At 66.5% G+C, this 19,859-nt stretch carries 19 protein-coding genes and 1 tRNA gene; 6 read left to right on the top strand and 14 right to left on the bottom strand.

Annotated features, from left to right (window positions below):
* Window positions 1-33: 33 nt before the first annotated feature.
* Complete coding sequence (locus GWG54_RS07170) at window positions 34-813, bottom strand: sulfite exporter TauE/SafE family protein (RefSeq protein ID WP_167937123.1); 780 nt, start codon at window positions 811-813, stop codon at window positions 34-36.
* A gap of 89 nt (window positions 814-902) precedes the next feature.
* Complete coding sequence (locus GWG54_RS07165) at window positions 903-2,153, bottom strand: divalent metal cation transporter (RefSeq protein WP_312854260.1); 1,251 nt, start codon at window positions 2,151-2,153, stop codon at window positions 903-905.
* 386 nt (window positions 2,154-2,539) lie between these two features.
* On the opposite strand from GWG54_RS07165, the gene gyrB reads away from it, so the two are divergent.
* On the top strand, window positions 2,540-4,471 hold the full coding sequence (gyrB, locus tag GWG54_RS07160; protein ID WP_167937122.1) for a DNA topoisomerase (ATP-hydrolyzing) subunit B: 1,932 nt from the start codon (window positions 2,540-2,542) through the stop codon (window positions 4,469-4,471).
* A 49-nt stretch (window positions 4,472-4,520) separates the two neighbouring features.
* A complete protein-coding gene (gene gyrA, locus GWG54_RS07155; protein ID WP_167937121.1) occupies window positions 4,521-6,998 on the top strand; it encodes a DNA gyrase subunit A in 2,478 nt (825 codons plus the stop codon).
* Between the two features lie 75 nt (window positions 6,999-7,073).
* Here gyrA and GWG54_RS07150 read toward each other — a convergent pair whose 3' ends face one another.
* The 3 genes from GWG54_RS07150 to GWG54_RS07140 all read right to left on the bottom strand — a co-directional run bounded on the left by GWG54_RS07150 (window position 7,074) and on the right by GWG54_RS07140 (window position 9,504).
* Window positions 7,074-7,607 carry an Rrf2 family transcriptional regulator gene (locus tag GWG54_RS07150; protein ID WP_167937120.1) on the bottom strand — a complete coding sequence of 178 codons (534 nt, stop codon included), beginning with the start codon at window positions 7,605-7,607 and terminating at the stop codon, window positions 7,074-7,076.
* A 141-nt stretch (window positions 7,608-7,748) separates the two neighbouring features.
* Complete coding sequence (locus tag GWG54_RS07145) at window positions 7,749-8,675, bottom strand: ZIP family metal transporter (RefSeq protein WP_167937119.1); 927 nt, start codon at window positions 8,673-8,675, stop codon at window positions 7,749-7,751.
* A 148-nt stretch (window positions 8,676-8,823) separates the two neighbouring features.
* The gene (locus GWG54_RS07140) at window positions 8,824-9,504 is read right to left on the bottom strand and encodes a metal-dependent transcriptional regulator (protein WP_167937118.1); all 681 of its coding nucleotides are present in this window, start codon (window positions 9,502-9,504) and stop codon (window positions 8,824-8,826) included.
* A 96-nt stretch (window positions 9,505-9,600) separates the two neighbouring features.
* On the opposite strand from GWG54_RS07140, the gene rocF reads away from it, so the two are divergent.
* Window positions 9,601-10,521, top strand: coding sequence for an arginase (rocF, locus tag GWG54_RS07135; RefSeq protein WP_167937117.1), 921 nt, complete (start codon window positions 9,601-9,603; stop codon window positions 10,519-10,521).
* Between the two features lie 87 nt (window positions 10,522-10,608).
* Window positions 10,609-11,778: an NAD(P)/FAD-dependent oxidoreductase gene (locus GWG54_RS07130; RefSeq protein WP_167937116.1), complete on the top strand. Its 1,170-nt coding sequence runs from the start codon at window positions 10,609-10,611 to the stop codon at window positions 11,776-11,778.
* 15 nt (window positions 11,779-11,793) lie between these two features.
* Here the strand turns inward: GWG54_RS07130 and GWG54_RS07125 are convergent, their stop codons facing one another.
* The 8 genes from GWG54_RS07125 to GWG54_RS07090 all read right to left on the bottom strand — a co-directional run bounded on the left by GWG54_RS07125 (window position 11,794) and on the right by GWG54_RS07090 (window position 17,413).
* Window positions 11,794-12,315, bottom strand: a complete 522-nt coding sequence (locus tag GWG54_RS07125; RefSeq protein WP_167937115.1) for a DapH/DapD/GlmU-related protein — start codon at window positions 12,313-12,315, stop codon at window positions 11,794-11,796.
* Window positions 12,316-12,371: 56 nt separating this feature from the next.
* Entirely contained in the window at window positions 12,372-13,184 is an 813-nt protein-coding gene (locus tag GWG54_RS07120; protein WP_167937114.1) for a hypothetical protein, read from the bottom strand.
* Window positions 13,185-13,436: 252 nt separating this feature from the next.
* Window positions 13,437-13,616: a hypothetical protein gene (locus tag GWG54_RS07115; protein WP_167937113.1), complete on the bottom strand. Its 180-nt coding sequence runs from the start codon at window positions 13,614-13,616 to the stop codon at window positions 13,437-13,439.
* Window positions 13,617-14,025: 409 nt separating this feature from the next.
* Window positions 14,026-14,096, bottom strand: a tRNA-Pro gene (locus tag GWG54_RS07110).
* A gap of 67 nt (window positions 14,097-14,163) precedes the next feature.
* The gene (locus GWG54_RS07105; protein ID WP_167937112.1) at window positions 14,164-15,066 is read right to left on the bottom strand and encodes an RNA-guided pseudouridylation complex pseudouridine synthase subunit Cbf5; all 903 of its coding nucleotides are present in this window, start codon (window positions 15,064-15,066) and stop codon (window positions 14,164-14,166) included.
* Window positions 15,066-15,644 (bottom strand): (d)CMP kinase, encoded by a 579-nt coding sequence (gene cmk / locus GWG54_RS07100; protein WP_167937111.1) that lies wholly within the window; start codon window positions 15,642-15,644, stop codon window positions 15,066-15,068. Before cmk ends, GWG54_RS07105 begins: the two co-directional genes overlap by 1 nt.
* Before the next feature lie 98 nt (window positions 15,645-15,742).
* Complete coding sequence (locus GWG54_RS07095) at window positions 15,743-16,690, bottom strand: DUF106 domain-containing protein (protein WP_167937110.1); 948 nt, start codon at window positions 16,688-16,690, stop codon at window positions 15,743-15,745.
* 87 nt (window positions 16,691-16,777) lie between these two features.
* On the bottom strand, window positions 16,778-17,413 hold the full coding sequence (locus GWG54_RS07090) for an adenylate kinase (protein ID WP_167937109.1): 636 nt from the start codon (window positions 17,411-17,413) through the stop codon (window positions 16,778-16,780).
* Window positions 17,414-17,472: 59 nt separating this feature from the next.
* Between GWG54_RS07090 and GWG54_RS07085 the strand changes: the two genes are divergently transcribed.
* On the top strand, window positions 17,473-17,883 hold the full coding sequence (locus GWG54_RS07085) for a hypothetical protein (RefSeq protein WP_167937108.1): 411 nt from the start codon (window positions 17,473-17,475) through the stop codon (window positions 17,881-17,883).
* 1 nt (window position 17,884) lies between these two features.
* Here the strand turns inward: GWG54_RS07085 and GWG54_RS07080 are convergent, their stop codons facing one another.
* Entirely contained in the window at window positions 17,885-18,172 is a 288-nt protein-coding gene (locus tag GWG54_RS07080) for an amphi-Trp domain-containing protein (protein ID WP_167937107.1), read from the bottom strand.
* A 320-nt stretch (window positions 18,173-18,492) separates the two neighbouring features.
* On the opposite strand from GWG54_RS07080, the gene trkA reads away from it, so the two are divergent.
* On the top strand, window positions 18,493-19,827 hold the full coding sequence (gene trkA, locus GWG54_RS07075) for a Trk system potassium transporter TrkA (protein WP_167937106.1): 1,335 nt from the start codon (window positions 18,493-18,495) through the stop codon (window positions 19,825-19,827).
* Window positions 19,828-19,859: the final 32 nt, after the last annotated feature.

The following is a 19,859-nucleotide window of genomic DNA, read 5'->3' as shown; positions in this document are numbered from 1 at the left end:
GATCTCGCCGGTTCGAACCCGGGGCTCGAGCGATCACAGCGCGAGGTAGGGGCCGACGCCGAGCAGGACGGCCCCCAGTGCGACCTTCAGCCGCGCGGGATCGACGACGTGGGCGACCCTCCAGCCGACGACGACCCCGAGAAGCAGCGGCGTCCCGACGACGACGGCCAGCGGGAGGAGGACGTCGCCCTGGACGGCGTAGCCGGCGGTCGCGAACGCCGCGATGAAGATCGACTGCACCTGCGCGACCGCGACGGCGAGCAACATCGGGACTCCGACCAGCACGAGCGCCGGCACCGCGAGGACGGGGCCGCCGATTCCGAGCAGACCGCTGGCGACGCCGAGAACGAGCCCCAGCCCGGCGAGCGCGGCCTGTCCCTCTCGAGTCAACGGATCGATGTCGACGATCGGCGTGAACCCCCGGCGCTCGCGGTAGAGGATGACCCCGCCGACGGTCGCCGCGACGCCGCCCAGCAGGATCCCGAACAGCGACCGCGAGACCAACGGGTTGATCTGGGAGCCCAGCAGCGCCCCGAGAACGCTCGAGAGGCTGAGCACGATCGCGATCGCCCGGCTCTCGCCGGTTTTCATCTCGCCGGAGTAGAGGTAGGCGACGCTGCCGACCAGCCCGGTGACGATGAACGTCGCGTGGGCGGTGCCGGCGACCTGACTCGAGGGAAGCGGCGTCAGCGAGTACAGCGCGATCGTCACGAAGATCCCGCCCGGACCGATAGTGGTGATGCCGATGCCCGAGAAGAACGCGATACAGACGAGCAACAGCACCAACGCGAAATCGAACGGGAGTCCGAGCATGACGGTATCGGGTCGATTAGCTCGGCGGACGTGATTCTTCCGGTAGCGAAACGGATCGATTCTCGGACGGCGCTATCGCCGTCGGTCGCTCACAGGATGTTCACGATCGTCTCGTAGAGCGACTGGACGGTCGTCGCGCTACCGAGCAACAGGACGATCCCCGCGGCGAGAAACGCCGCGTTCTCGTACCACTCGACGTCGGAGAACTCGTTGACGGCGCCGATGAGCGCGAAGACGGTTACCGGGAGTCCGACCGCGCCGTTGACGGCGGGCATGACGATCGCAAGCTGAACGGGACCGAAGCCCGTGTACACGAGCAGCAGCAACGCGACGCTCGCCGAGAGCACGATCAGGCCGATGACCGTCCGTCGGAAGGCGGCGTCCCCGAAGACGGTGCGGCGGCCGAGCGACTGGGGGATCATGAACCCGGCGCCGAACAGCGTTCCCGTCGCCGAGGAGATCGTCGCGAGAAACACCGCGACCATGAACACGATTAACGCGCCCTGGCCGAGGATCCCCGCCAGCGGGACGCCCGGCCCGGTCAGGGTCATCTCGCCCCCCGTAAGCGTGACTGCCGAGACGATCATCACGAAACTCCCGATCAGCAGCGTCGTCGCGATCCCGACGGCGTTGTCCTGGCGGTACCGCCGGAGGTCGGTCCACTCCTTGGTCGGCTGGATGCTCGACTGGATGAAGAAGTTCGGCCAGTAGACGGTCGTCCCCAGGAGCGCGATGACGGTCGTCAGGTAGCCGATGTCGCTCTCGAGCACCGGCTGGAGGCCGGCAGCGACCGACTGCCAGGGGACGTCGAGCCCCGCCAGAAGCAGGCCGTACGAGCCGAAGACAGCGAACACCATTACGGCGATCGCCGCCTCGATCCGGTCGTAGACTTTCAGCTGAACGAGCCCGATGCCGAACCCGGCCGCGAGCGAGATTCCCACGAGGACGTTGTCCAGGCCCGGGACGAGCCACGCGAGCGCCGCGCCGGCGACGGCGTAGTTCGAGACCGCCCAGAGCGCGGACATCAGCGATATCGCGACGACGAGCGCGGAGCCCCCGACCGGCAGCGTATCGACGATGTAGTCGGCGAGGGGTTCGTCGGCCACCGCGAGCCTGGCGCTCATGTCGTGGAGCGCGATGTCGATGAGGAAGGCCAGCGGGAGCACCCACAGCAGGGAGAACGCGAAGTTCGCGCCGGCGTCGGCGAGGATGTAGACCGACCCCGCGCCGAAGACGTTCGCGGCGAACAACACGCCGAGCCCGTACCGATAGAGCGCGCTGTGAATCGTTTCGCCTCCGGGGATCGCCTTCACGACGTCGGACGCCGTCGCCGAGCTCACGTGCGATCACCTCGAGAGCCGGGCCGACGGAGAGGTTCGTCGGTGAGACGGCCGTCGACTCCGGTCGGCCGTCCCGCGTTCGCCGACATCGGTGCCGACGGGTCGTGCCCGGAGTTCGACCGTCCGGGCGGGGTTTCCTCGAGCGTCGATTCGTCCGTGCGCGTAGGTGTGCCTTGCATACTGGAAACCGGCGGTAGTGGCTAGCTGTTCGAGCGTGAGTACGGGGGGATCGTCTCGGATGCGAACGGCGTATCGATCACGATTCCTCATCCGTCACACCGATCCGGAGCGTGGAGAGTCGCCGGCCGGCAGGCGAAGGCGGTCGCGCTCGCGCGCGTACGCGAAGTTTTATACCCAGCCAGGCGCTACCCGAAAACAGGTTTCTCATGTCCCAGGAAAGCGAGTACGGCGCCGGACAGATCCAGGTCCTCGAGGGCCTGGAAGCTGTACGAAAGCGGCCAGCGATGTATATCGGCTCTACCGACGCGCGGGGGCTTCACCACCTCGTCTACGAGGTGGTCGACAACTCGATCGACGAGGCCCTCGCCGGCCACTGCGACGATATCACCGTCACCATCGAGGCGGACGGGTCGGTACTCGTCACGGACGACGGCCGCGGGATCCCCGTCGACACCCACGACGAGTACGACCGCCCCGCGCTCGAGGTCATTCTGACGGTCCTCCACGCCGGCGGGAAGTTCGACAACAAGTCCTACCAGGTTTCGGGCGGCCTCCACGGCGTCGGCGTCTCCGTGGTGAACGCCCTCTCGGAACGCCTCGAGGCCGAGGTCAAACGCGACGGCGGCGTCTTCCGCCACGCGTTCGAGGGCGGCGAACCCGTCGGCGATATGGAACGGGTTCGCGATATGGAGCCCGACGAGGAAACCGGAACCGAGATCCGGTTCTGGCCCGACAGCGATATCTTCGAGACCGGCGAGTTCTCCTTCTCGACGCTGTCGAGCCGGCTGCGCGAGCTCGCCTTCCTCAACTCGGGGGTTCGCATCAACCTCCGCGACGAACGCGAGGAGACCGACGACGGCGCCGCCGTCGAGGAGACCTACGAGTACGAGGGCGGCATCCGCGAGTTCGTCGAGTACTTGAACGAGACGCGCGCGGTGATGCACGACGACGTCATCTACTTCGAGGACGAGGACGAGAACGTCCGGGTCGAGGTCGCGATGCAGGCGACCGAGGACCTCCAGGGCTCGATTCACGCCTTCGCGAACAACATCAACACCCGCGAGGGCGGCACCCATCTCACCGGGTTCAAGACCGCGCTGACGCGGGTCGTCAACGACTACGCCAACGAGCGGAACCTGCTGGGCGACGTCGACGGCAACCTCAAGGGCGAGGACATCCGCGAGGGACTGACCGCGGTGATCTCGGTCAAACACCCCGATCCGCAGTTCGAGGGCCAGACGAAGACGAAACTCGGCAACTCCGAGGTTCGAGGGATCGTCGAGGGCGCGATGCACGAGCGACTGGGAACGTATTTCGAGGAACACCCCGACACCGCCGAGGCGATCGTCGCCAAGGCCGTCGAGGCCGCCAAGGCCCGCAAGGCCGCCCAGAAGGCCGAGGAGCTCACGCGCCGGAAATCGGCGCTCGAGTCGACGTCCCTGCCGGGAAAGCTGGCGGACTGCCAGACGCGAGACCCCGACGAGGCCGAACTGTTCATCGCGGAGGGCGACTCCGCCGGCGGCAGCGCCAAGCAGGCCCGGAACCCGGAGTTCCAGGCCATCCTCCCCATCAAGGGGAAAATCCTGAACGTCGAGAAGCACCGACTCGACCGCATCCTCGAGAACGACGAGATCCGCAACATGATCACCGCGATCGGTGCGGGGATCGGCGACGAGTTCGACATCGACGACGTCCGGTACAAGAAGATCATCATGGCGACCGACGCCGACGTCGACGGCGCGCACATCCGCACGCTCCTGTTGACCTTCTTCTACCGGCACATGCGGCCGCTGCTCGAGGGCGGCTACGTCTACGCGACCCAGCCGCCGCTGTACCGCATCCGGTACCGCGGCGAGACCTACGACGCGATGACCGACGCCGAGCGCGACGAGATCGTCGAGGAGGTCTGCGACGGCAACCCCTCCCAGGTGCAGCGGTTCAAGGGGCTCGGCGAGATGAACCCCGAGCAGCTCTGGGAGACGACGATGAACCCCGAGAACCGCATCTTAAAGCAGATCACCGTCGAGGACGCGGCCGCGGCGGACAAGATGTTCTCCGTGCTGATGGGCGACGCGGTCGAACCGCGCAAGCAGTTCATCAAGGACCACGCACCGGAAGCCGAGTGGATCGACATCTAAGTGATCGAATGCAGACAACTACGCAACTACCAGCGGTGACTGTACACGCATGAGTTCGGAAGTACCCGATCCGACGGATATCGAGGCGGCATCGGTCGATTCCGTCCGGATCGAGAACGAAATGGAGCAGAGCTACATCGACTACGCGATGAGCGTCATCGCGGGCCGGGCCCTTCCCGACGTCAGGGACGGTCTCAAGCCCGTCCACCGGCGCATCCTCTACGCGATGCACGAGCTGGGCGTCTCCTCGGGCTCGAGCCACCGGAAGTCGTCCTCGATCGTCGGGGAGACGATGGGCGACTACCACCCCCACGGCGACAGCGCGATCTACGACACCCTGGTCCGGATGGCCCAGGACTTCTCGATGCGGTATCCCCTTGTCGACGGCCAGGGGAACTTCGGTTCGATGGACGGCGATCCGGCCGCGGCACCCCGGTACACCGAGGCCCGGATGGCCCCCGTCGCCGAGGAGTTGCTCGAGGACATCGAGAAGGACACCGTCGACTTCTCGGCGAACTACGACGACCGCCTGCAGGAGCCGGACGTGCTGCCGGCGGCGTTCCCGAACCTGCTGGTAAACGGATCCTCGGGGATCGCCGTCGGGATGTCGACGAACATCCCGCCGCACAACTTAGGCGAGGTGATCGACGCGACCGTCGAGCTGATCAAGAACCCCGACGCAACCGTCGAGGACCTGATGGACCACGTCAAGGGGCCGGACTTTCCGACGGGGGCGAACATCGTCGGCCGCGACGCCATCTACTCGGCGTACAAGACCGGCCGCGGCCGGGTTCGGGTTCGCGCCGAGTTCGAAGTCGAGGAGTGGAAGAGCGGTCGCGAGCGGATCATCATCACCGAGTTACCCTTCCAGGAGAACAAGGCCCGCATCGTCGAGCGCATCGCGGAGGACGTCAACGAGGGCGACCTCGAGGGGATCACCGACCTGCGCGACGAGTCCGACCGCGACGGCGTTCGGATCGTCGTCGAACTCAAACGCGGCGCGAACGTCGAGGTCGTCAAGAACAAACTCCTCGAGAGTCACCTCGAGAAGACCTTCGGCATCATCAACCTCGCGCTGGTCGACGGCCAGCCCCAGGTGCTCTCGCTCAAGGAGACCCTGGAGGAGTACGTCGACCACCGCCGCGAAGTGGTGCGACGGCGCAGCGAGTACGACCTCGCCGAGGCCGAGGACCGGGCCCACATCCTCGAGGGGCGGCTGAAAGCCGTCGAGAACGCCGAGGACGTCGTCGAACTGATCCGGGACAGCGAGGACCGCTCCGCGGCGAAGGCGCGACTTCAGGAGACCTACGGGTTCTCCGAGGAGCAGGCCCAGCACATCGTCCGGATGCAACTCGGCAGTCTCACCTCGATGGAGGCCGCCGAGATCGAGTCCGAGTACGAGGAGGTCCAGGCCGAGATCGAACGGCTCACCGAGATCCTCGAGAGCGAGTCCGAACTGCTCGCGGTCATCAAAGAAGAACTCCGCGAGATCAAAGACGAGTACGGTGACGAGCGCCGAACCTCGATCATCGAGGACGAGGGGACGGTCACTCACGAGGACCTCATTCCGGAGGAGGAGGTCGTCGTCGTGATGACCGAGGACGACTACGTCAAGCGGATGCCGATCGACGAGTTCGATCCCCAGGGTCGGGGCGGCAAGGGTATCATCGGCGCGGACGTCAAGGAGGGCGACCGCGTCTCGACGGTGTTCCGGGCGAACACCCACGACTACCTGCTGTGTTTCACGAACCGGGGGAAAGTGTACCAGCTCAAGACCTACGAGATCCCCGAAATGGGCCGCACCGCCCGCGGGAAGTCCGCGGTCAACATCCTCGACCTCGACCCCGGCGAGGACATCACGGCGATCGTCGACACCGACGCCTTCGGCGACGGCGAGTACGTGACGATGGTCACCCGGAACGGCTACGTCAAGCGGACCGCCGGCGAGGAGTTCGACAACATCCGTTCGACGGGGATCATCGCCGCCGATCTCGAGGAGGGCGACGAACTCGTCGACGTCGAGGTCACCGACGGCTCGACGGACCTGGTAATCGCGACCGAGGGCGGGATGACGATCCGGTTCGACGAGGCCGAGGTTCGCGCGATGGGCCGGAACGCCCGCGGGGTAAACGGGATCAAGCTCACCGACGACGCCGTCGCCGGCCTGGTCGCGACCGACGAGACCGACGAGCGAGCCCTGCTGACCGTCACCCGGAACGGGTACGGAAAGCGGACGCCGCTGTCCGAGTACAGCCGTCAGTCCCGCTACGGCAAGGGACTGATCGACATCAAGACCGACGACCGGAACGGTCCCGTCGCGACCGTCAAGGCCGTCGACGACGACGATCACCTCGTGATGATGAGCGAGCGCGGTCAGATCGTCCGCACCCGGGTCGACGAGGTCTCGACCGTCGGCCGGAACACGATGGGCGTGATCGTCATGGACGTCGAGGACGGCGACGCCGTCGCGAGCGTCGACGTGCTACCGGCCGCATCCGTGGCCGACGAAAACGAGCGCGCTGACTAGAACTGAGGCCGTCGCGGTTTCGGTTTCGAAATCGAGAGACACTACAAACGGAACTGAGCGGTCGATCCCAGTCAGTCAGTGGTTCGGCTCCTCGGCGGGCGCAACCATGTCGTCGATGCGCAGGATGAGGATGTTGTTCGTGTCGTCGCGTCCGTCGAGGGTGCCCTCGACGACGAGTTTCGACAGCGGCGTCGGACCGACGGTGACCGAGTCGCCCTCCTCGATTCCGTCGGAGGTTCCCTGCATGTGGATCTCGGCCCGACAGAGTTCAGGGTGGTGGACGCTCGAGAGGTCGATCTCCTCGACGATGACGTCCTCGAGCGGTTCGCCCTCGTGTTCGATCGGAACCGAGGCGGGATCGTCCATCTGCTGGATCTCCAGCGCCTCGAAGGCGGCGGCGGTCGGCTTGTAGCCGCCCTTCGGTCCCGGAACGCCCTCGACCAGCTGGAGGGCCTTGAGACTCTGCATCTGGTTGCGGATGGTTCCCGGATTGCGGTCTACCTGTTCGGCGATGTCCTCGCCCTTGATCGCGTCCTCGGATTCCTTGTGCAGGTTCGTCAGCGCGCGGAGAATCTTCTTCTGACTGGGAGTGAGTTCGATCGATGACATGCTGTAATCTTCGTGATTGATTTCCTTAAACCCGACGGGTAGGCCGGGACGTTCGCTCGATTAGGAGTGGGCGCCCGACGCAGTAATCAGTTTTCATTCCGCCGTCCCCAAGATTCGGCGCCCCGGAGCCGACGCGACGGGCTAGCCCGGCAGGACCCATCCCTCGACGACGACGTCCTCCAGGAGGAACATCAGCGCGACACCGACGACGAACGTCGTCGCGTTGAGACGCGTCACGATCGCATCGGCGTCGAACCGGATGAGGTCGGCGAGTTCGACCAGCACCTGCAGGATCGCGCCGATCGCGATCGCGTAGAAGACCATCGCGAGCAGCGCCGAGTCCGCGAGGCTCCCGAGCCAGCCTCCCAGGATGACCGGGCCGCCGGCGAGCACGCCCATGATCGCGAAGTGGTGAAGCGGCGGGCTCGTCCTGTCACGGGCGACCGCCGCCACGACGGTCGGTCCCTCCATGATGTTGTGCATGACGAACCCGATCACCAGGAGCGTGACGAGTTCGCCCCGTCCGAGGACGAACGCCGTCCCGATGGCCAGTCCCTCGCCGATGCTGTGGAGACCGAGCGCAACGGCGATCAGGTACGCGACGTGGAGGCCGCTCTTCTCGGTGCCCGCCGCCGTTCGCTGGCGCCACTTACTGAGCGCGTACATGATGCCGAACGTCGCGGCCACGCCCCCGATCGCGGCGACCGACGCGAGCGACGCGCGCTCGAGTTCGGCGCCGTAATCGAGGACCTCCCCGATCATCTCGAAGGCGATAAAGGCGAGCACGCCGGCCGAGAGGGCGAGAAACCCGTGGACGAGTCGATAATCCAGCGCACGGATGAACGGGAACCAGAGCATGCCGACCGCGACCGGGACGACCCCCGCCAGAAAGCCGACGATCGTGAGCATCCGGAGGATGTCGGCGGTGCTGGCTCCCGCCATCGACTCGATGTCGCCGAACGGAGACGTAACGACGAGTAGACCGACGACGAAGGCCAGAACGCCGAGTGGAGCGATAGCGAGAAACCAGTGTGGCACTCGTTCGTGGATGGGTAACCCGTCATCCATCGGACGACACCTCGATCAGGTCGCTTCGCTGTCTCATTGGAACACTATTAGACACGTCTAATCATATGCCTTTCTCACGCAGCACTCGACCGAGGCGAATCAAACGTCGATGCTGAGCGATGACGCTTCGACGTTCGATACTGGTCGCTCACTGCTCGGCGTCGATCGGTCGTGCGACGCGGACGTGGTGGGCGACGGACTCGGGTAGCGACACGGCGTCCTCGCGCCCGCTCGAGCGTGCCGTCACCATCCCGAACGGTGCGACCTCGACGATCTCGAGTTCGACGCCCGGTTCGATCCCGTGTTCGGCCAGATACGAGAGGATCTCGGGATCGCGGTCGGCGACCTCCTCGACGACGACGACCTCGCCCTCTTCGAACTCGGTTACCGACTCCCCCTCTCGGCGCTCGGGCGGTTCGAGGTCGGCGCCCGGGATCGGCGACCCGTGGGGGTCGACCGTCGGCTCCTCGAGTGCTGCCGCGACGCGGGCCTCGAAGTCCTCGCTGATGTGGTGCTCGAGGCGGTCGGCCTCCTCGTGAACCTCCGACCAGTCGTAATCGAGGTGTTCGGTCAGGTACGACTCCAGCAGTCGGTGGTGGCGAACGACCTCGAGGGCGACGGTCTCGCCCTCGTCGGTGAGGGTGACCCCGCGGTACTTCTCGCGGTCGATCAGGCCCCGCTCCTCGAGTTTCTCGAGCATGCTCGTGACCGTCGGCGACGTAACGTCTAACTCCTCGGCGATCGCCGACGTCTTGATCCGGGCGTCGGTCCCCTGCTGGAGCTGGTAGATGACCTTGAGGTAGTCTTCCATCACGTCGCTCAGCATCATTTCGCTCGAGTTTCGAGCCGTCTAACCCTAAACCTATCGGCACCGATATTCCGGGGAAACCGGCACGAACAAAACCGTGCCCGCGAATGTCGTCGTATGGGACGGACCGTTCGAATTATCGGTGCGCCGATGGACTACGGAGCGAACCGTCGCGGCGTGGACATGGGACCGTCGGCGATCAGGTACGCGGGACTGGCTGACGGGCTCGAGGACGCCGGGGTCGAACCGGTCGACGCCGGCGACCTGCACATCCCCCGCGCCGAGGAGCGCGACCCGGACGCCGCACAGCCTCGAGAGGGAAACGCCAAGTTCCTCCGGGAGGTCGGCGACGTCTGTTCGCGACTCTCCGAGGAAGTCGCGGCGGCGATCGAGGAGGGGGCGTTTCCGCTGGTCCTCGGCGGGGACCACTCGGTCGCGGTCGGATCGATGGGCGGGGCTTCGCGGACGGCGACGCTGGGCGCGGTCTGGTTCGACGCTCACGCCGATCTCAACACCCCCGAGTCCTCGCCGAGTGGCAACGTCCACGGGATGCCCCTCGCCGCGGCGCTGGGTCGGGGCACGTTCGCCGAGATGGAGTGGGCGCACGCACCGAACCTCCGCGAGGAGTCGATCGCGTACGTCGGCCTGCGCAGCATCGACGAGCGCGAGCGCCAGTGGGTTCGCGACAGCGAGATGACCGCCTTCACGATGGCCGACATCGACGAGCGCGGCATCACCGCCGTCGTCGAGGACGCCCTCGACGTCGCGACGGCCGGCACCGACGGGATCCACGTCAGCCTCGATCTGGATTGGCTCGACCCGAAGGCGGCCCCCGGCGTCGGGACGCCGGTTCGGGGCGGGGTCACCTACCGCGAGGCCCACTCGGCGCTCGAGCGAGTCTCGACCCGCGACCAGCGCGAGGACGTCCTTCGCTCGATGGACGTCGTCGAGGTGAACCCGATCCTCGACGAACGAAACGAGACGGCGACGCTCGCCGCCGACCTCACGGCGAGCGCGTTCGGCAAGCGGATCCTCTGAGCCGACTGCACTTCGGTGCGTGTGAACAGTACACGGTGCGGTTTCAGTTTCAACACCTTTGTATCGGAGTGTTTCGGAGTGACAGGTATGACAGAAAACGTCGTCGTGCTCGGCGCCGGCTACGCCGGGGCCGGTGCGGTCAACACGCTCCAATCCGAACTCGATGACGACGCGCGGCTGACCTGGGTCGCCGACGTCGACTACCACCTCGTGCTCCACGAGTCCCACCGCGTGATCCGGGATCCGGACGTCCAGTCCGACATCACCATCCCGGTCGAGGAGATCGCGGCGCCCTCGACCCGGTTCGTCGAGGACGAGGTCACCGGGCTCGACACCGACGAGCAGGTCGTCGAGCTCGCCGACGGCGAGGACGTCGACTACGACTACGTCCTCGTCGCGCTGGGCAGCCAGACCGCCTACTACGGCATCCCCGGCCTCGAGGACCACTCCCTTACCCTGAAGAGCTTAGACGACGCCCTCGAGATCCACGAGGCCGTCGTGGAGGCCAGCCGCGAGGCGACCCGCGGCGACCCCGCCCAGATCGTCATCGGCGGCGCCGGTCTCTCGGGCATCCAGACCGCCGGCGAGATCGCGGAGTTTCGCGACCGCCACCGCGCTCCCCTCGAGATCCACCTCGTCGAGGCCTTAGAGGAGATCTTCCCCGGCAACGACCCCGAGATCCAGCAGGCGCTTCGCGACCTGCTCCAGGACGCGGGCGTTCAGATCCACACCGACGACCCGATCACCGAGGCCGACGAGGACGTGATCCACTTCGACGAGGGCGAGCCGCTTACCCACGACGTCCTCGTCTGGACGGGCGGGATCACCGGACGGGACGCCCTCGAGACGGCCGACCTCGAGAAGGAACACAACCGCGTCAACACCGGCGCGAACTTCCAGACCTCCGACGAGCGCGTCTTCGCGATCGGCGACTCGGCGATCGTCAACCAGGGCGACGGGCCCGCGCCGCCGACGGCCCAGGCCGCCTGGCAGGCCGCCGACGTCGCCGCCGAGAACATCACCCGCGCCATCCAGAACCGACCGCTGAAAACCTGGGAGCACGAGGACAAGGGGACGGTCGTCTCCGTCGGCGAGAAGGCCGTCGCCCACGGCGTCAAGCCCGCGTTCGGTCTCGCGCTTCCCGTCGACACGTTCGGCGGCATTCCCGCGAAACACCTGAAGAAGGCCATCGCCGCCCGCTGGATCGCCGACGTCTCGTCGATGAATCGCGCCCGGAAGGCCTGGCCGTCCCTGTAGTCGCTCGCCGCTCGATCAGTCCTCGGCGAGCGAGTCGCCGTCCATCGGCCGGGCCGGCACGCCCGCGACGGTTTCGCCCGGTTCCACGTCCCGCGTGACCAGCGAGTTCGCCGCGACGCTCGCTCCGGCGCCGATCTCGACGCCCGGCAGGACGATCGCACCCGCCCCGATCATCGCCCGCTCGCCGACGACGACCTCGCCGGTGCGGTACTCCTCCTGGAGGAATTCGTGACAGAGCAGCGTCGCGTCGTAGCCAACGATGGCGTGGTCCTCGACGGTGATCAGCTCCGGCCAGAATACGTCCGGGGTCGCCTCGAGCCCCCAGGAGACGCCCTCGCCCACCGCGGCGCCGAGCCGGCGCAACAGCCAGCGCTTGAACCGCAGGCTCGGCGAGATCCGAACGAGCCAGACGACGACGTAGTTGATCGCGACACGGAGCGGGTTCCGCGCGTCGGGCCAGTGAGCGAGCGAGTTGCGCGGGCTGCGGGTCGCGTGGCGGCGAACGCGGTCGTGTCGGGAGGGCGTATCGTCGGTCACTGCGAGGGGCGTAGGAACCGTCAGCACATGAAACCGATCGATCCGACCGCCGCGAGTCAGCCGTCGACGACTGCGGCGTCGGCCGTCCGTTCGCCGGGAACGCCGATCAGTTCGCGAAACGCCTCGCCGGAGAGCTCGCAGCGGTAGGCGGGCTTGTACATCATGTTCGCGCCGCCGGTCCGTACGTTCCAGGCCGTTTCGATCTCCTCACGCAGGTAGTACTGGGCCCGGACGTTGCCCTCGCGGACGTAGTAGTCGCTGAGCCGAATCGGGTGGCGATCGAACAGCCCTCCGGGCTCTCGACCGTCGACGATCACAACCGGTTTCTCGAGGTAGAGCTCGCCGTCCCGCGCCCGCTTGGCGTGGGCGTTTTCGGGGTGGGCCTCGAGGACGGCCCGCCGCGTCTCGGGGGGCGTCTCCGGGGAGACGACCGCGACCGAGTCGACCGTGACGTAGCCGATCAGGTACCGGTGGGCCCGGTCCCCGCCGGGGCGTCGGAGCCCCGCGTAGAAGCCGACGACGTCCCCGGGCTCGAGGGCGCGCAGCCGAGAGACGTACCCGCTCGTGCGGTGTTCCCCGTAGGTCAGCGCCTCGAAGTTCGGATCGCGATGCAGCGGCCAGGACTCGAGTTCGTCGCCGGTAACCGTCTCGCGGCCGCCGCGGACGGGCTGGGGTTCGATTCGCGTGGTCAGGTCGGCCGCGACGCCGTCGCCGCCCCGAAGCGGCCACGAGCCGAGCGTCTCCGTCTCGTCGGTCGCTCGCGTCTTCTCCGGGATCGGCACGTACTCGAAGCGTCCGTCGTCGTACAGCGGTCCCAGCGCCCCGAGGTTGGTGCTGTCGGCGCCGACGCCCGCAAGAACGACCGTCATAGCCGTTCGTTTCGGCGGGGTGGCGATAAGGCCGCCGGTGTCCTCCGGCGCTTCGACCCCGCGGCTACCAACGTCGCTGGGAATGACGTACTCGACCCTCGAGCCGTACCGTTCCGGGGCGTAAACTCGTCGAATGCGCTATCCGTGAGGTCGTCCCGCCGGCAGGCGGCGGCGCCGCCCCGATTCCGAAACGACGGGACGCGCCCGCGCTGTGACGAAGACGAGTTTCGGTTTCTCGAGGACGGCGTCCGACTACGGCTCCTCGGGGGGCGACCCGAGCGCGTCGACGACGCGAAGCGTCCCGTCGGGACAGTCACACCCCGTCGTCGCGCTGATCGGAACGATCTCGCCGTCGGGACGGATCCACACGGCACAGACCGCACGACAGCGATCGCACACCGCGGCTCGCTTCTCTCGGTTTTCTGCTGTCATTCTCGTTTCGGGCGCGCGGCAGGCGGTCGGCATCGTCCCGCCCGCTCGTCGCTCCCGTTACCGATCGCGACGCCGAACGCGGACATTGAACGGGGTGATCGTCCATTCGAGTTACCAATCGTTTACCGGGATTATCCCGTCTTTCGGCACGTTCTCCGAACCCTTCGACGGTCCCGGCACACTCGAGGGATCCCCGCGGGGCCGACCGCCCTTGGTCGGGACTCGTCGAGTCGTTCGTTCGTTCGCTCCGTCACGACGGTGCATCCGAATTTCCACAGTTCTGCCGCTCACGTTTTTTGTTCGCGACAGAAGTGGGACCGTGGTCGCGGCAACGCCGCACCCTACTCCCATTTCACTCTCCACACGTCACAACGGTCGCTCCGCTCCCTCGTTCGTTGTGTCGTGAAAGTGGGACCGCCGAGAATTGAACTCGGGTCCTACGGACCCCATCCGCAGAGGATACCACTACCCCACGGTCCCGTGCGTTTAGACGGATGGTCGTCGGTCGTTTAAGGGTGTCGTTTCGATTCGGGTGTGTGCACGGTACTCAGACCAGCACGCGCTCGAGGTCGACGACGGTACCCGATTCGGCGTCGGGATCGCCGACCAGTTCGCCCAGACAGACGGCCGCGCCGTCGGGCGTGGTGCAGGCGACGAGCGAGCCCCGTTCGACGTCGTCGGCCTCGAGGACGCCCGGCGCGTAAACCGGCGCCCCCGTCGCGACCTGCTCGGCCGCGCTCTCGGCGATCACCACCCGCGGGATCCCCTCGAGGATCCGTTCGGCGGGATCGACGACCTCGAACAACGGGTCGGGATCGTCGTCCTCGAGCCAGAACGCCAGCGCGTCGTAAAACTCCCGGGCGGTGTGCAGCGTCGTATCGTCGAACGGCGTCGTCGCCGTCCGCCGGAGGTGTCCCATGTGGGCGCCCGTACCGAGCGCGAGTCCGAGGTCGTGACAGAGCTTGCGGACGTAGGTCCCGCTCTCGCAGCCGATCCGCAGGAGGAGGCGACGGTCCTCGGTCTCGAGTACCTCGAGGTCGTAGATCTCGCGGGTGCGAAGCCGCCGGGAGACGGCGCTCTTGCGGGGCGGCTTCTGGTAGATCGGCCCCTCGAACTCCGCGACGACGTCGGCGGCGTCTCCCGGTACCGAGCCGTGACACTCGAGGACGGTAACGTACTCTTTCTCTCCCTCGAGGAAGGTCTGTGCGAGCCGGGTCGCGTCGCCGAGCATCACCGGAAGACAGCCCGTCACCTTCGGGTCGAGCGTTCCGGCGTGGGCGGCGCGGTCGATCGGTTCCGCGCCCCGTTCGGCGAGGGCGTCGGCGACCGCGTCTCGAAGCCAGCCGCTGACCTGGTGGGAGGAGGGGCCGGGCGGTTTGTCGAGGTTGACGACGCCGAACGCCAGCAGTTCGGCGGGCGAGCGCTCCTCGGGTGGGCCACGAAGCGCCATCAGAACTCGTAGTCGACGCCGGTGACCGGGGTCTTTCCCTCGTCGCCGTCGGCGTCGTACTCCTCGACGGCGGTAACCAGCATGTCGAGGACGGCGTCGGGCTCCCAGCGGGCCGTGTTCACCGAGAGGTCGTAGATCGTCAGATCGCGGATGTCGATCCCGTAGTACTCCTGGTAGCGCTGGGCCTCGCTCGCCTCCCGGGCTTCGGTCTCCTCGGTCGCCCGCTCGGGATCTTTCCCCTCGCGCTCGGCGATCCGCTCGCCTCGGACCGCCGCGGGGGCGTCGAGCCAGAACCGGAAGTCGGCGTGGTCGCCCGCGAGCCACCCCGCCAGCCGCGACTCAAGGACGAGGTCGTCCTCCTCGGTGGCGATCTCCCGGAGCCGCCGGTCGAGGTCGCGGTCGATCTGATCGTTCTCCTCGGCCAGCTTGTTGAACTCGAGGGGGGTGTAACCGCGCTCGTCGGCCAGTTCGCGGAAGATGTCCCCGCCGCTGACGTGGTCGAGATCGAAGGCCTCGGCGAGCAACTCCGCGGTCGTGCTCTTCCCGCTTCCTGGCGGGCCGGAGACGGTGAGTAACATATCCGAACTGCGGCGGGGCGGGTAAAATGGGTTTTGAATCGTTCGACGGGATCACCGCCGAGAGTCCAAACGGAGCGAGGACGTGGGCTCGAGACGGCTCAGGTGCCGGGGCTCATGTCGATGTTCAGCGCCTTTCGCAGCAGCTGCGTAAAGCCCATCGAGCACAGGAAGTACCAGACGATCCAGGCCCACATCGGACCGAGAAGTCCCTCGTCGAGCGCGACCTCGCCGACGATCGGCATGATCATCATCCGGTCGGTCTCGGAGAGGTGCCCGCCGCGGATCTTCCAGTACATCCAGAGGAACAGCGGGATCGTCAGCAGCATGATCCAGACCATCGGTCGGAACTGCTCTTTGAACATCCCGATGTTGTCCGTCATCGCCTCCATCTGTTCCTCGCGGACCTCCTCCATCTCCGTTTCGAGGCGTTCGATCTCGGCGTCGCTCGCGCCGCGTTCCTCGGCCGCCTGTTTGCGCTCGCGGACGTCCTTCTGTTTTTCCTGCATCGCCTTCATCCGTTCCTGATACTTGCCCATCCGCTCGGGGTTCATCAGGTTCGCCTGGAGGAGCGTCGAGTACAGCCCCGTCAGCAGCGCGACCGAGAGGATCACGGCGTAAAACGGAAGCGTGGTGTCGAGTGGCCCGAGGACGATATTGAGCGTGCTCCCGACCGTGTTCTGTACCGGATCGAACCAGTAGCCAAACATCAACAGCAGGGCGCCGACGCCGGCCATCTTGTCCCACTGCGACCAGCTCGCGGCGTCCTCGTCGATATCTACGTCGGAGGCCGCGCCGCCGCCACCGTCGCCGTCGAGGGCCTCGTCGTAGGCCTCGCGGTCGGCGATCTCGAACCCCTCGTCGCCGTCGACCAACACACCCTTTTCGATCAGTCGACCCCACTGTCCGCTCGTCAGGTCGTCGTTGACGTCGCCCCACTGGACCTCGCCGCCGTTTCTGTCGGCCTCCTCGCGGATCGCCTCCAGAGCCTCCGCCATCGAGGAATCTTCCCGGACGAGGGCGTTGATCTTCTCGGCTGTACGCGTCATCTGCCAGAGGCTAGGGTACGTCCGATATACAAGTGTTTTTCTTCGCCCGGGCGAGCGACGTCGGCCCGAGGTGTCGAGTCTCTCCTCTCAGGCCGCGTCCTCGATCGTTTCCCTGACGTCCTCCCAGACCTCCTCGGGCGACTGGCCGCCGTCGATGCGCTCGAGGATGCCCTCCTCCTCGTAGTGTTCGACGACGGGCTCGGTGTTCTCCCGGTAGACCCGCAGCCGTTCCTTGACGGTTTCCTCGGTGTCGTCCTCTCGCTGCTCGAGTCGGCCCTCGACCTCGGGGTCCTCCGGCGGGTTGTACTCGACGTGGTAGATATCGCCGGTCTCGGGATCCAGTCGGCGGCCCGTGAGTCGGTGGACGAGTTCGTCCTCGTCGACGTCGAGATACAGGACGACGTCGAGGTCGGTCATCTCGGCGAGCTCCTCGGCCTGCTCTAAGTTTCGCGGGTAGCCGTCGAGCACGTAGCCGTCGGCCTGGGAGAGGGCCTCGTCGACGATGGCGTTGACGACCTCGTCGGGAACGAGTTCGCCCCGATCCATGTACTCCGCGGGCGTGTCGTACTCCGTGTTCATCTCGGAGATGTCCATCTGCTTGTTCGCGCGGAGCGCGTCGCCGGTGGTGACGTGTTCGACGTCGAACTCCTCGGCGATGTTCGCGCTCTGTGTTCCCTTCCCCGCTCCGGGCGCTCCCAGGATCAGGATGTGTGGTCGTGCCATGTTCCCCCGTTCAGCGCCGTCGCATAAAGGCTTAAAGAATCGGGCACGTCGCTACGGGTATGACTCGATTCGACGCCGCCGAGCCGGCGGAGCGACGGAAACTGTACGCTGCGGGGATCCAGGCCCACCGCGAGCGCGGGACAGGGTTCGTCACCTTCGAGGTCGACGAGGACTCCCTCTCGGAGGCCGCGGACCTCGATCCCGAGCTGGGGACGCCGTGGGTGCAGTTCGCCGACGGGACGATCAACCTCGACTGCACCGACGAGGAGCTCGAGTCGCTCAAGGGGCTGCTCTCGGAGTTTCCGGTGTTCAAAATCGACGAAATCAACCGTTCGGAGGAGGCCGAAGGCGTCAACGTTCGGATCAGCGCGAAAGCCGACCCGAACCGGATCGGCCAGTTCGTCGACGCCGTCTTCGCCCGCGTCTACGGCCTCCCCGAGGACGTCCGCGTCTGGCTCGTCGACCTCTGACCTACTCGATGCGAAGCTCGCCGCCGGAGCCGCCGTCGCCCTCTTCCCCTTCGTTCCACTCGAGTTCGAACTCGACGCTGAGCTCGGCGGGGCCGCCCGAACTCGAGGTCTCGCGCTCGGCCTTCACCTCAAAGGTCGGCCGCGCCGGCGGCGCCATCGTGACCGACTCGTCGCCGGCCTCGAGGGTGAACTCGCCGTCGTCGATCGAGTCGGCGACCGACCGAAGGTAATCCGCGATCTCGGGACGCTCCATCGAACGCTCGAACTTGAAGAGTACTTCCTCTGGCATACGCGAAGAAACGATCCGGCAGGTATAGAGTCTATCGTCGAATTCGAAACGGCGAGAACGAGTGGCGAACGTCGGCTGTCAGCCGTTGCATTTATCGCCCCCGGACGGAGACAACAGGATACGTACGCCCGCTCGATTCGAGTCCGAACGCGATCGGCGCGCCGCGCCGAATCGGATCCGGGCCGAGGAACGATCCGTCGCCGCGGAACCGACTCGACCGTTCACCTCTCACTACGCATGACGCTCCCCAGATCTTCGCTCGCTCGACCGCCGTTCCGATCAGAGACCGACGTGGCGCCGACCGCCGCGAGGTGGCCACCGTGCGCGTAATAATCGTCGGCGCCGGCGAGGTCGGCCGATCGATCGCACAGAACCTTCAGGCGTCACACGAGGTCGTCGTCGTCGATCGGGACGAGGAAATCGTCGAGGACCTCACCTACTCGATGGACGTCCTCGCGATCCGCGGCAACGGGACCGAGATCGGCACCCTCCGGGAGGCCGGCATCGAAGACGCCGACCTCGTGATCGCCTCCACCGACAACGACGAATCGAACGTCGTGATCTGCGGCGCCGCCAAGACCAAAAGCGACGCGTTCACGATCGCCCGCGTGCGACGCCGGACGTTGCTCGAGACCTGGCAGGGAAGCCAGGGGGCGTTCGGGGTCGATTTCATGGTCTGTACCGACCTGTTAACCGCCCAGACGATCTTTCGGATCTCCGGGCTCCCCGCGGCCCAGGACGTCAACATGTTCGCGGGCGGGCTCGTTCGCATGGCGGAGTTCGAGATCGGCGAGGACAGCCCGATCGCCGACCGATCGGTCCAGGAGGCCGACTGTTACGACTCGATGACGTTCGCGGCGATCTTTCGCGACGACGAGATGATCGTCGCGAGCGGGGAGTCGATCATCCGCCCCGGCGATCGGGTCGTCGTTATCGGCAGCCCCGACTCGGTGAAGGGGTTCGCCTCGGACATCACGTCCCCGGGTCAGGACGAGGACAAGGAGATCGTAATCATCGGCGCCAGCGAGATCGGGTTCCAGACCGCCCGAGAGTTCGAGGACCACGGCTACGAGCCGCGCCTGATCGAACAGGATCACGAACGCGCCCGCGAGGTCGCCGAGGCGCTGCCGAACACGATCGTGATGGAAAGCGACGCCACCGACACCGAGTTCCTCGTCAGGGAACACATCGACGAGGCGGACCTCGTCGTGGCGACCCTGGACGGCGACGAAAAGAACCTCCTCGCCTCGCTGCTGGCCAAGCGTCTCGGCGTCGATCGAACGATCGGGGTTATCGAGAACCACCAGTACGCCGACCTCTTCGAGCAGGTCGGTGTCGACGTCGCGATCAACCCTCGAGAGGAGACCGCCGAGGAGATCATCCGCTTCACCCACGCCGACCACACCGAAAAGATCGCGATGGTCGAACACGACCGCGCGGAGGTCATCGAGATCGAGGTCGGCGAGAACAGCGTCCTCACGAACCGGCAGATCGCCGAGGCGACCGCCGATCTCCCCGATTGCGTCGTTATCGGCGCGATCTCTCGCGGCGGCGAGCTGATCACGCCGCGGGGGACGACCGTCGTCGAACCGGGCGATCACGTCGTCCTCTTCGTCGACGCGGCGGTGCTCGATCGGGTTCTCGAGGTACTGTAACCGCCGCATCCGTCGCGAGTCCGATCACGGAT

It is taken from the genome of Natronococcus sp. JC468 (genome assembly GCF_012163165.1).
GTDB lineage: Archaea > Halobacteriota > Halobacteria > Halobacteriales > Natrialbaceae > Natronococcus > Natronococcus jeotgali.
Note: the sequence above shows the minus strand (reverse complement) of the source record. Positions and strands in the feature narration are given on the sequence as shown.

Coding starts and splice junctions, on each gene's coding strand:
- GWG54_RS07130 (WP_167937116.1), top strand. CDS start 10,609: ATGACAGAAAACGTCGTCGTGCTCGGCGCCGGCTACGCCGGGGCCGGT.
- GWG54_RS07140 (WP_167937118.1), bottom strand. CDS start 9,504: ATGATGCTGAGCGACGTGATGGAAGACTACCTCAAGGTCATCTACCAG.
- GWG54_RS07170 (WP_167937123.1), bottom strand. CDS start 813: ATGCTCGGACTCCCGTTCGATTTCGCGTTGGTGCTGTTGCTCGTCTGT.
- rocF (WP_167937117.1), top strand. CDS start 9,601: ATGGGACGGACCGTTCGAATTATCGGTGCGCCGATGGACTACGGAGCG.
- GWG54_RS07085 (WP_167937108.1), top strand. CDS start 17,473: ATGACTCGATTCGACGCCGCCGAGCCGGCGGAGCGACGGAAACTGTAC.
- gyrA (WP_167937121.1), top strand. CDS start 4,521: ATGAGTTCGGAAGTACCCGATCCGACGGATATCGAGGCGGCATCGGTC.
- GWG54_RS07145 (WP_167937119.1), bottom strand. CDS start 8,675: ATGGATGACGGGTTACCCATCCACGAACGAGTGCCACACTGGTTTCTC.
- gyrB (WP_167937122.1), top strand. CDS start 2,540: ATGTCCCAGGAAAGCGAGTACGGCGCCGGACAGATCCAGGTCCTCGAG.
- GWG54_RS07150 (WP_167937120.1), bottom strand. CDS start 7,607: ATGTCATCGATCGAACTCACTCCCAGTCAGAAGAAGATTCTCCGCGCG.
- GWG54_RS07120 (WP_167937114.1), bottom strand. CDS start 13,184: ATGACGGTCGTTCTTGCGGGCGTCGGCGCCGACAGCACCAACCTCGGG.
- GWG54_RS07080 (WP_167937107.1), bottom strand. CDS start 18,172: ATGCCAGAGGAAGTACTCTTCAAGTTCGAGCGTTCGATGGAGCGTCCC.
- cmk (WP_167937111.1), bottom strand. CDS start 15,644: ATGTTACTCACCGTCTCCGGCCCGCCAGGAAGCGGGAAGAGCACGACC.
- GWG54_RS07105 (WP_167937112.1), bottom strand. CDS start 15,066: ATGGCGCTTCGTGGCCCACCCGAGGAGCGCTCGCCCGCCGAACTGCTG.
- GWG54_RS07115 (WP_167937113.1), bottom strand. CDS start 13,616: ATGACAGCAGAAAACCGAGAGAAGCGAGCCGCGGTGTGCGATCGCTGT.
- GWG54_RS07095 (WP_167937110.1), bottom strand. CDS start 16,690: ATGACGCGTACAGCCGAGAAGATCAACGCCCTCGTCCGGGAAGATTCC.
- GWG54_RS07090 (WP_167937109.1), bottom strand. CDS start 17,413: ATGGCACGACCACACATCCTGATCCTGGGAGCGCCCGGAGCGGGGAAG.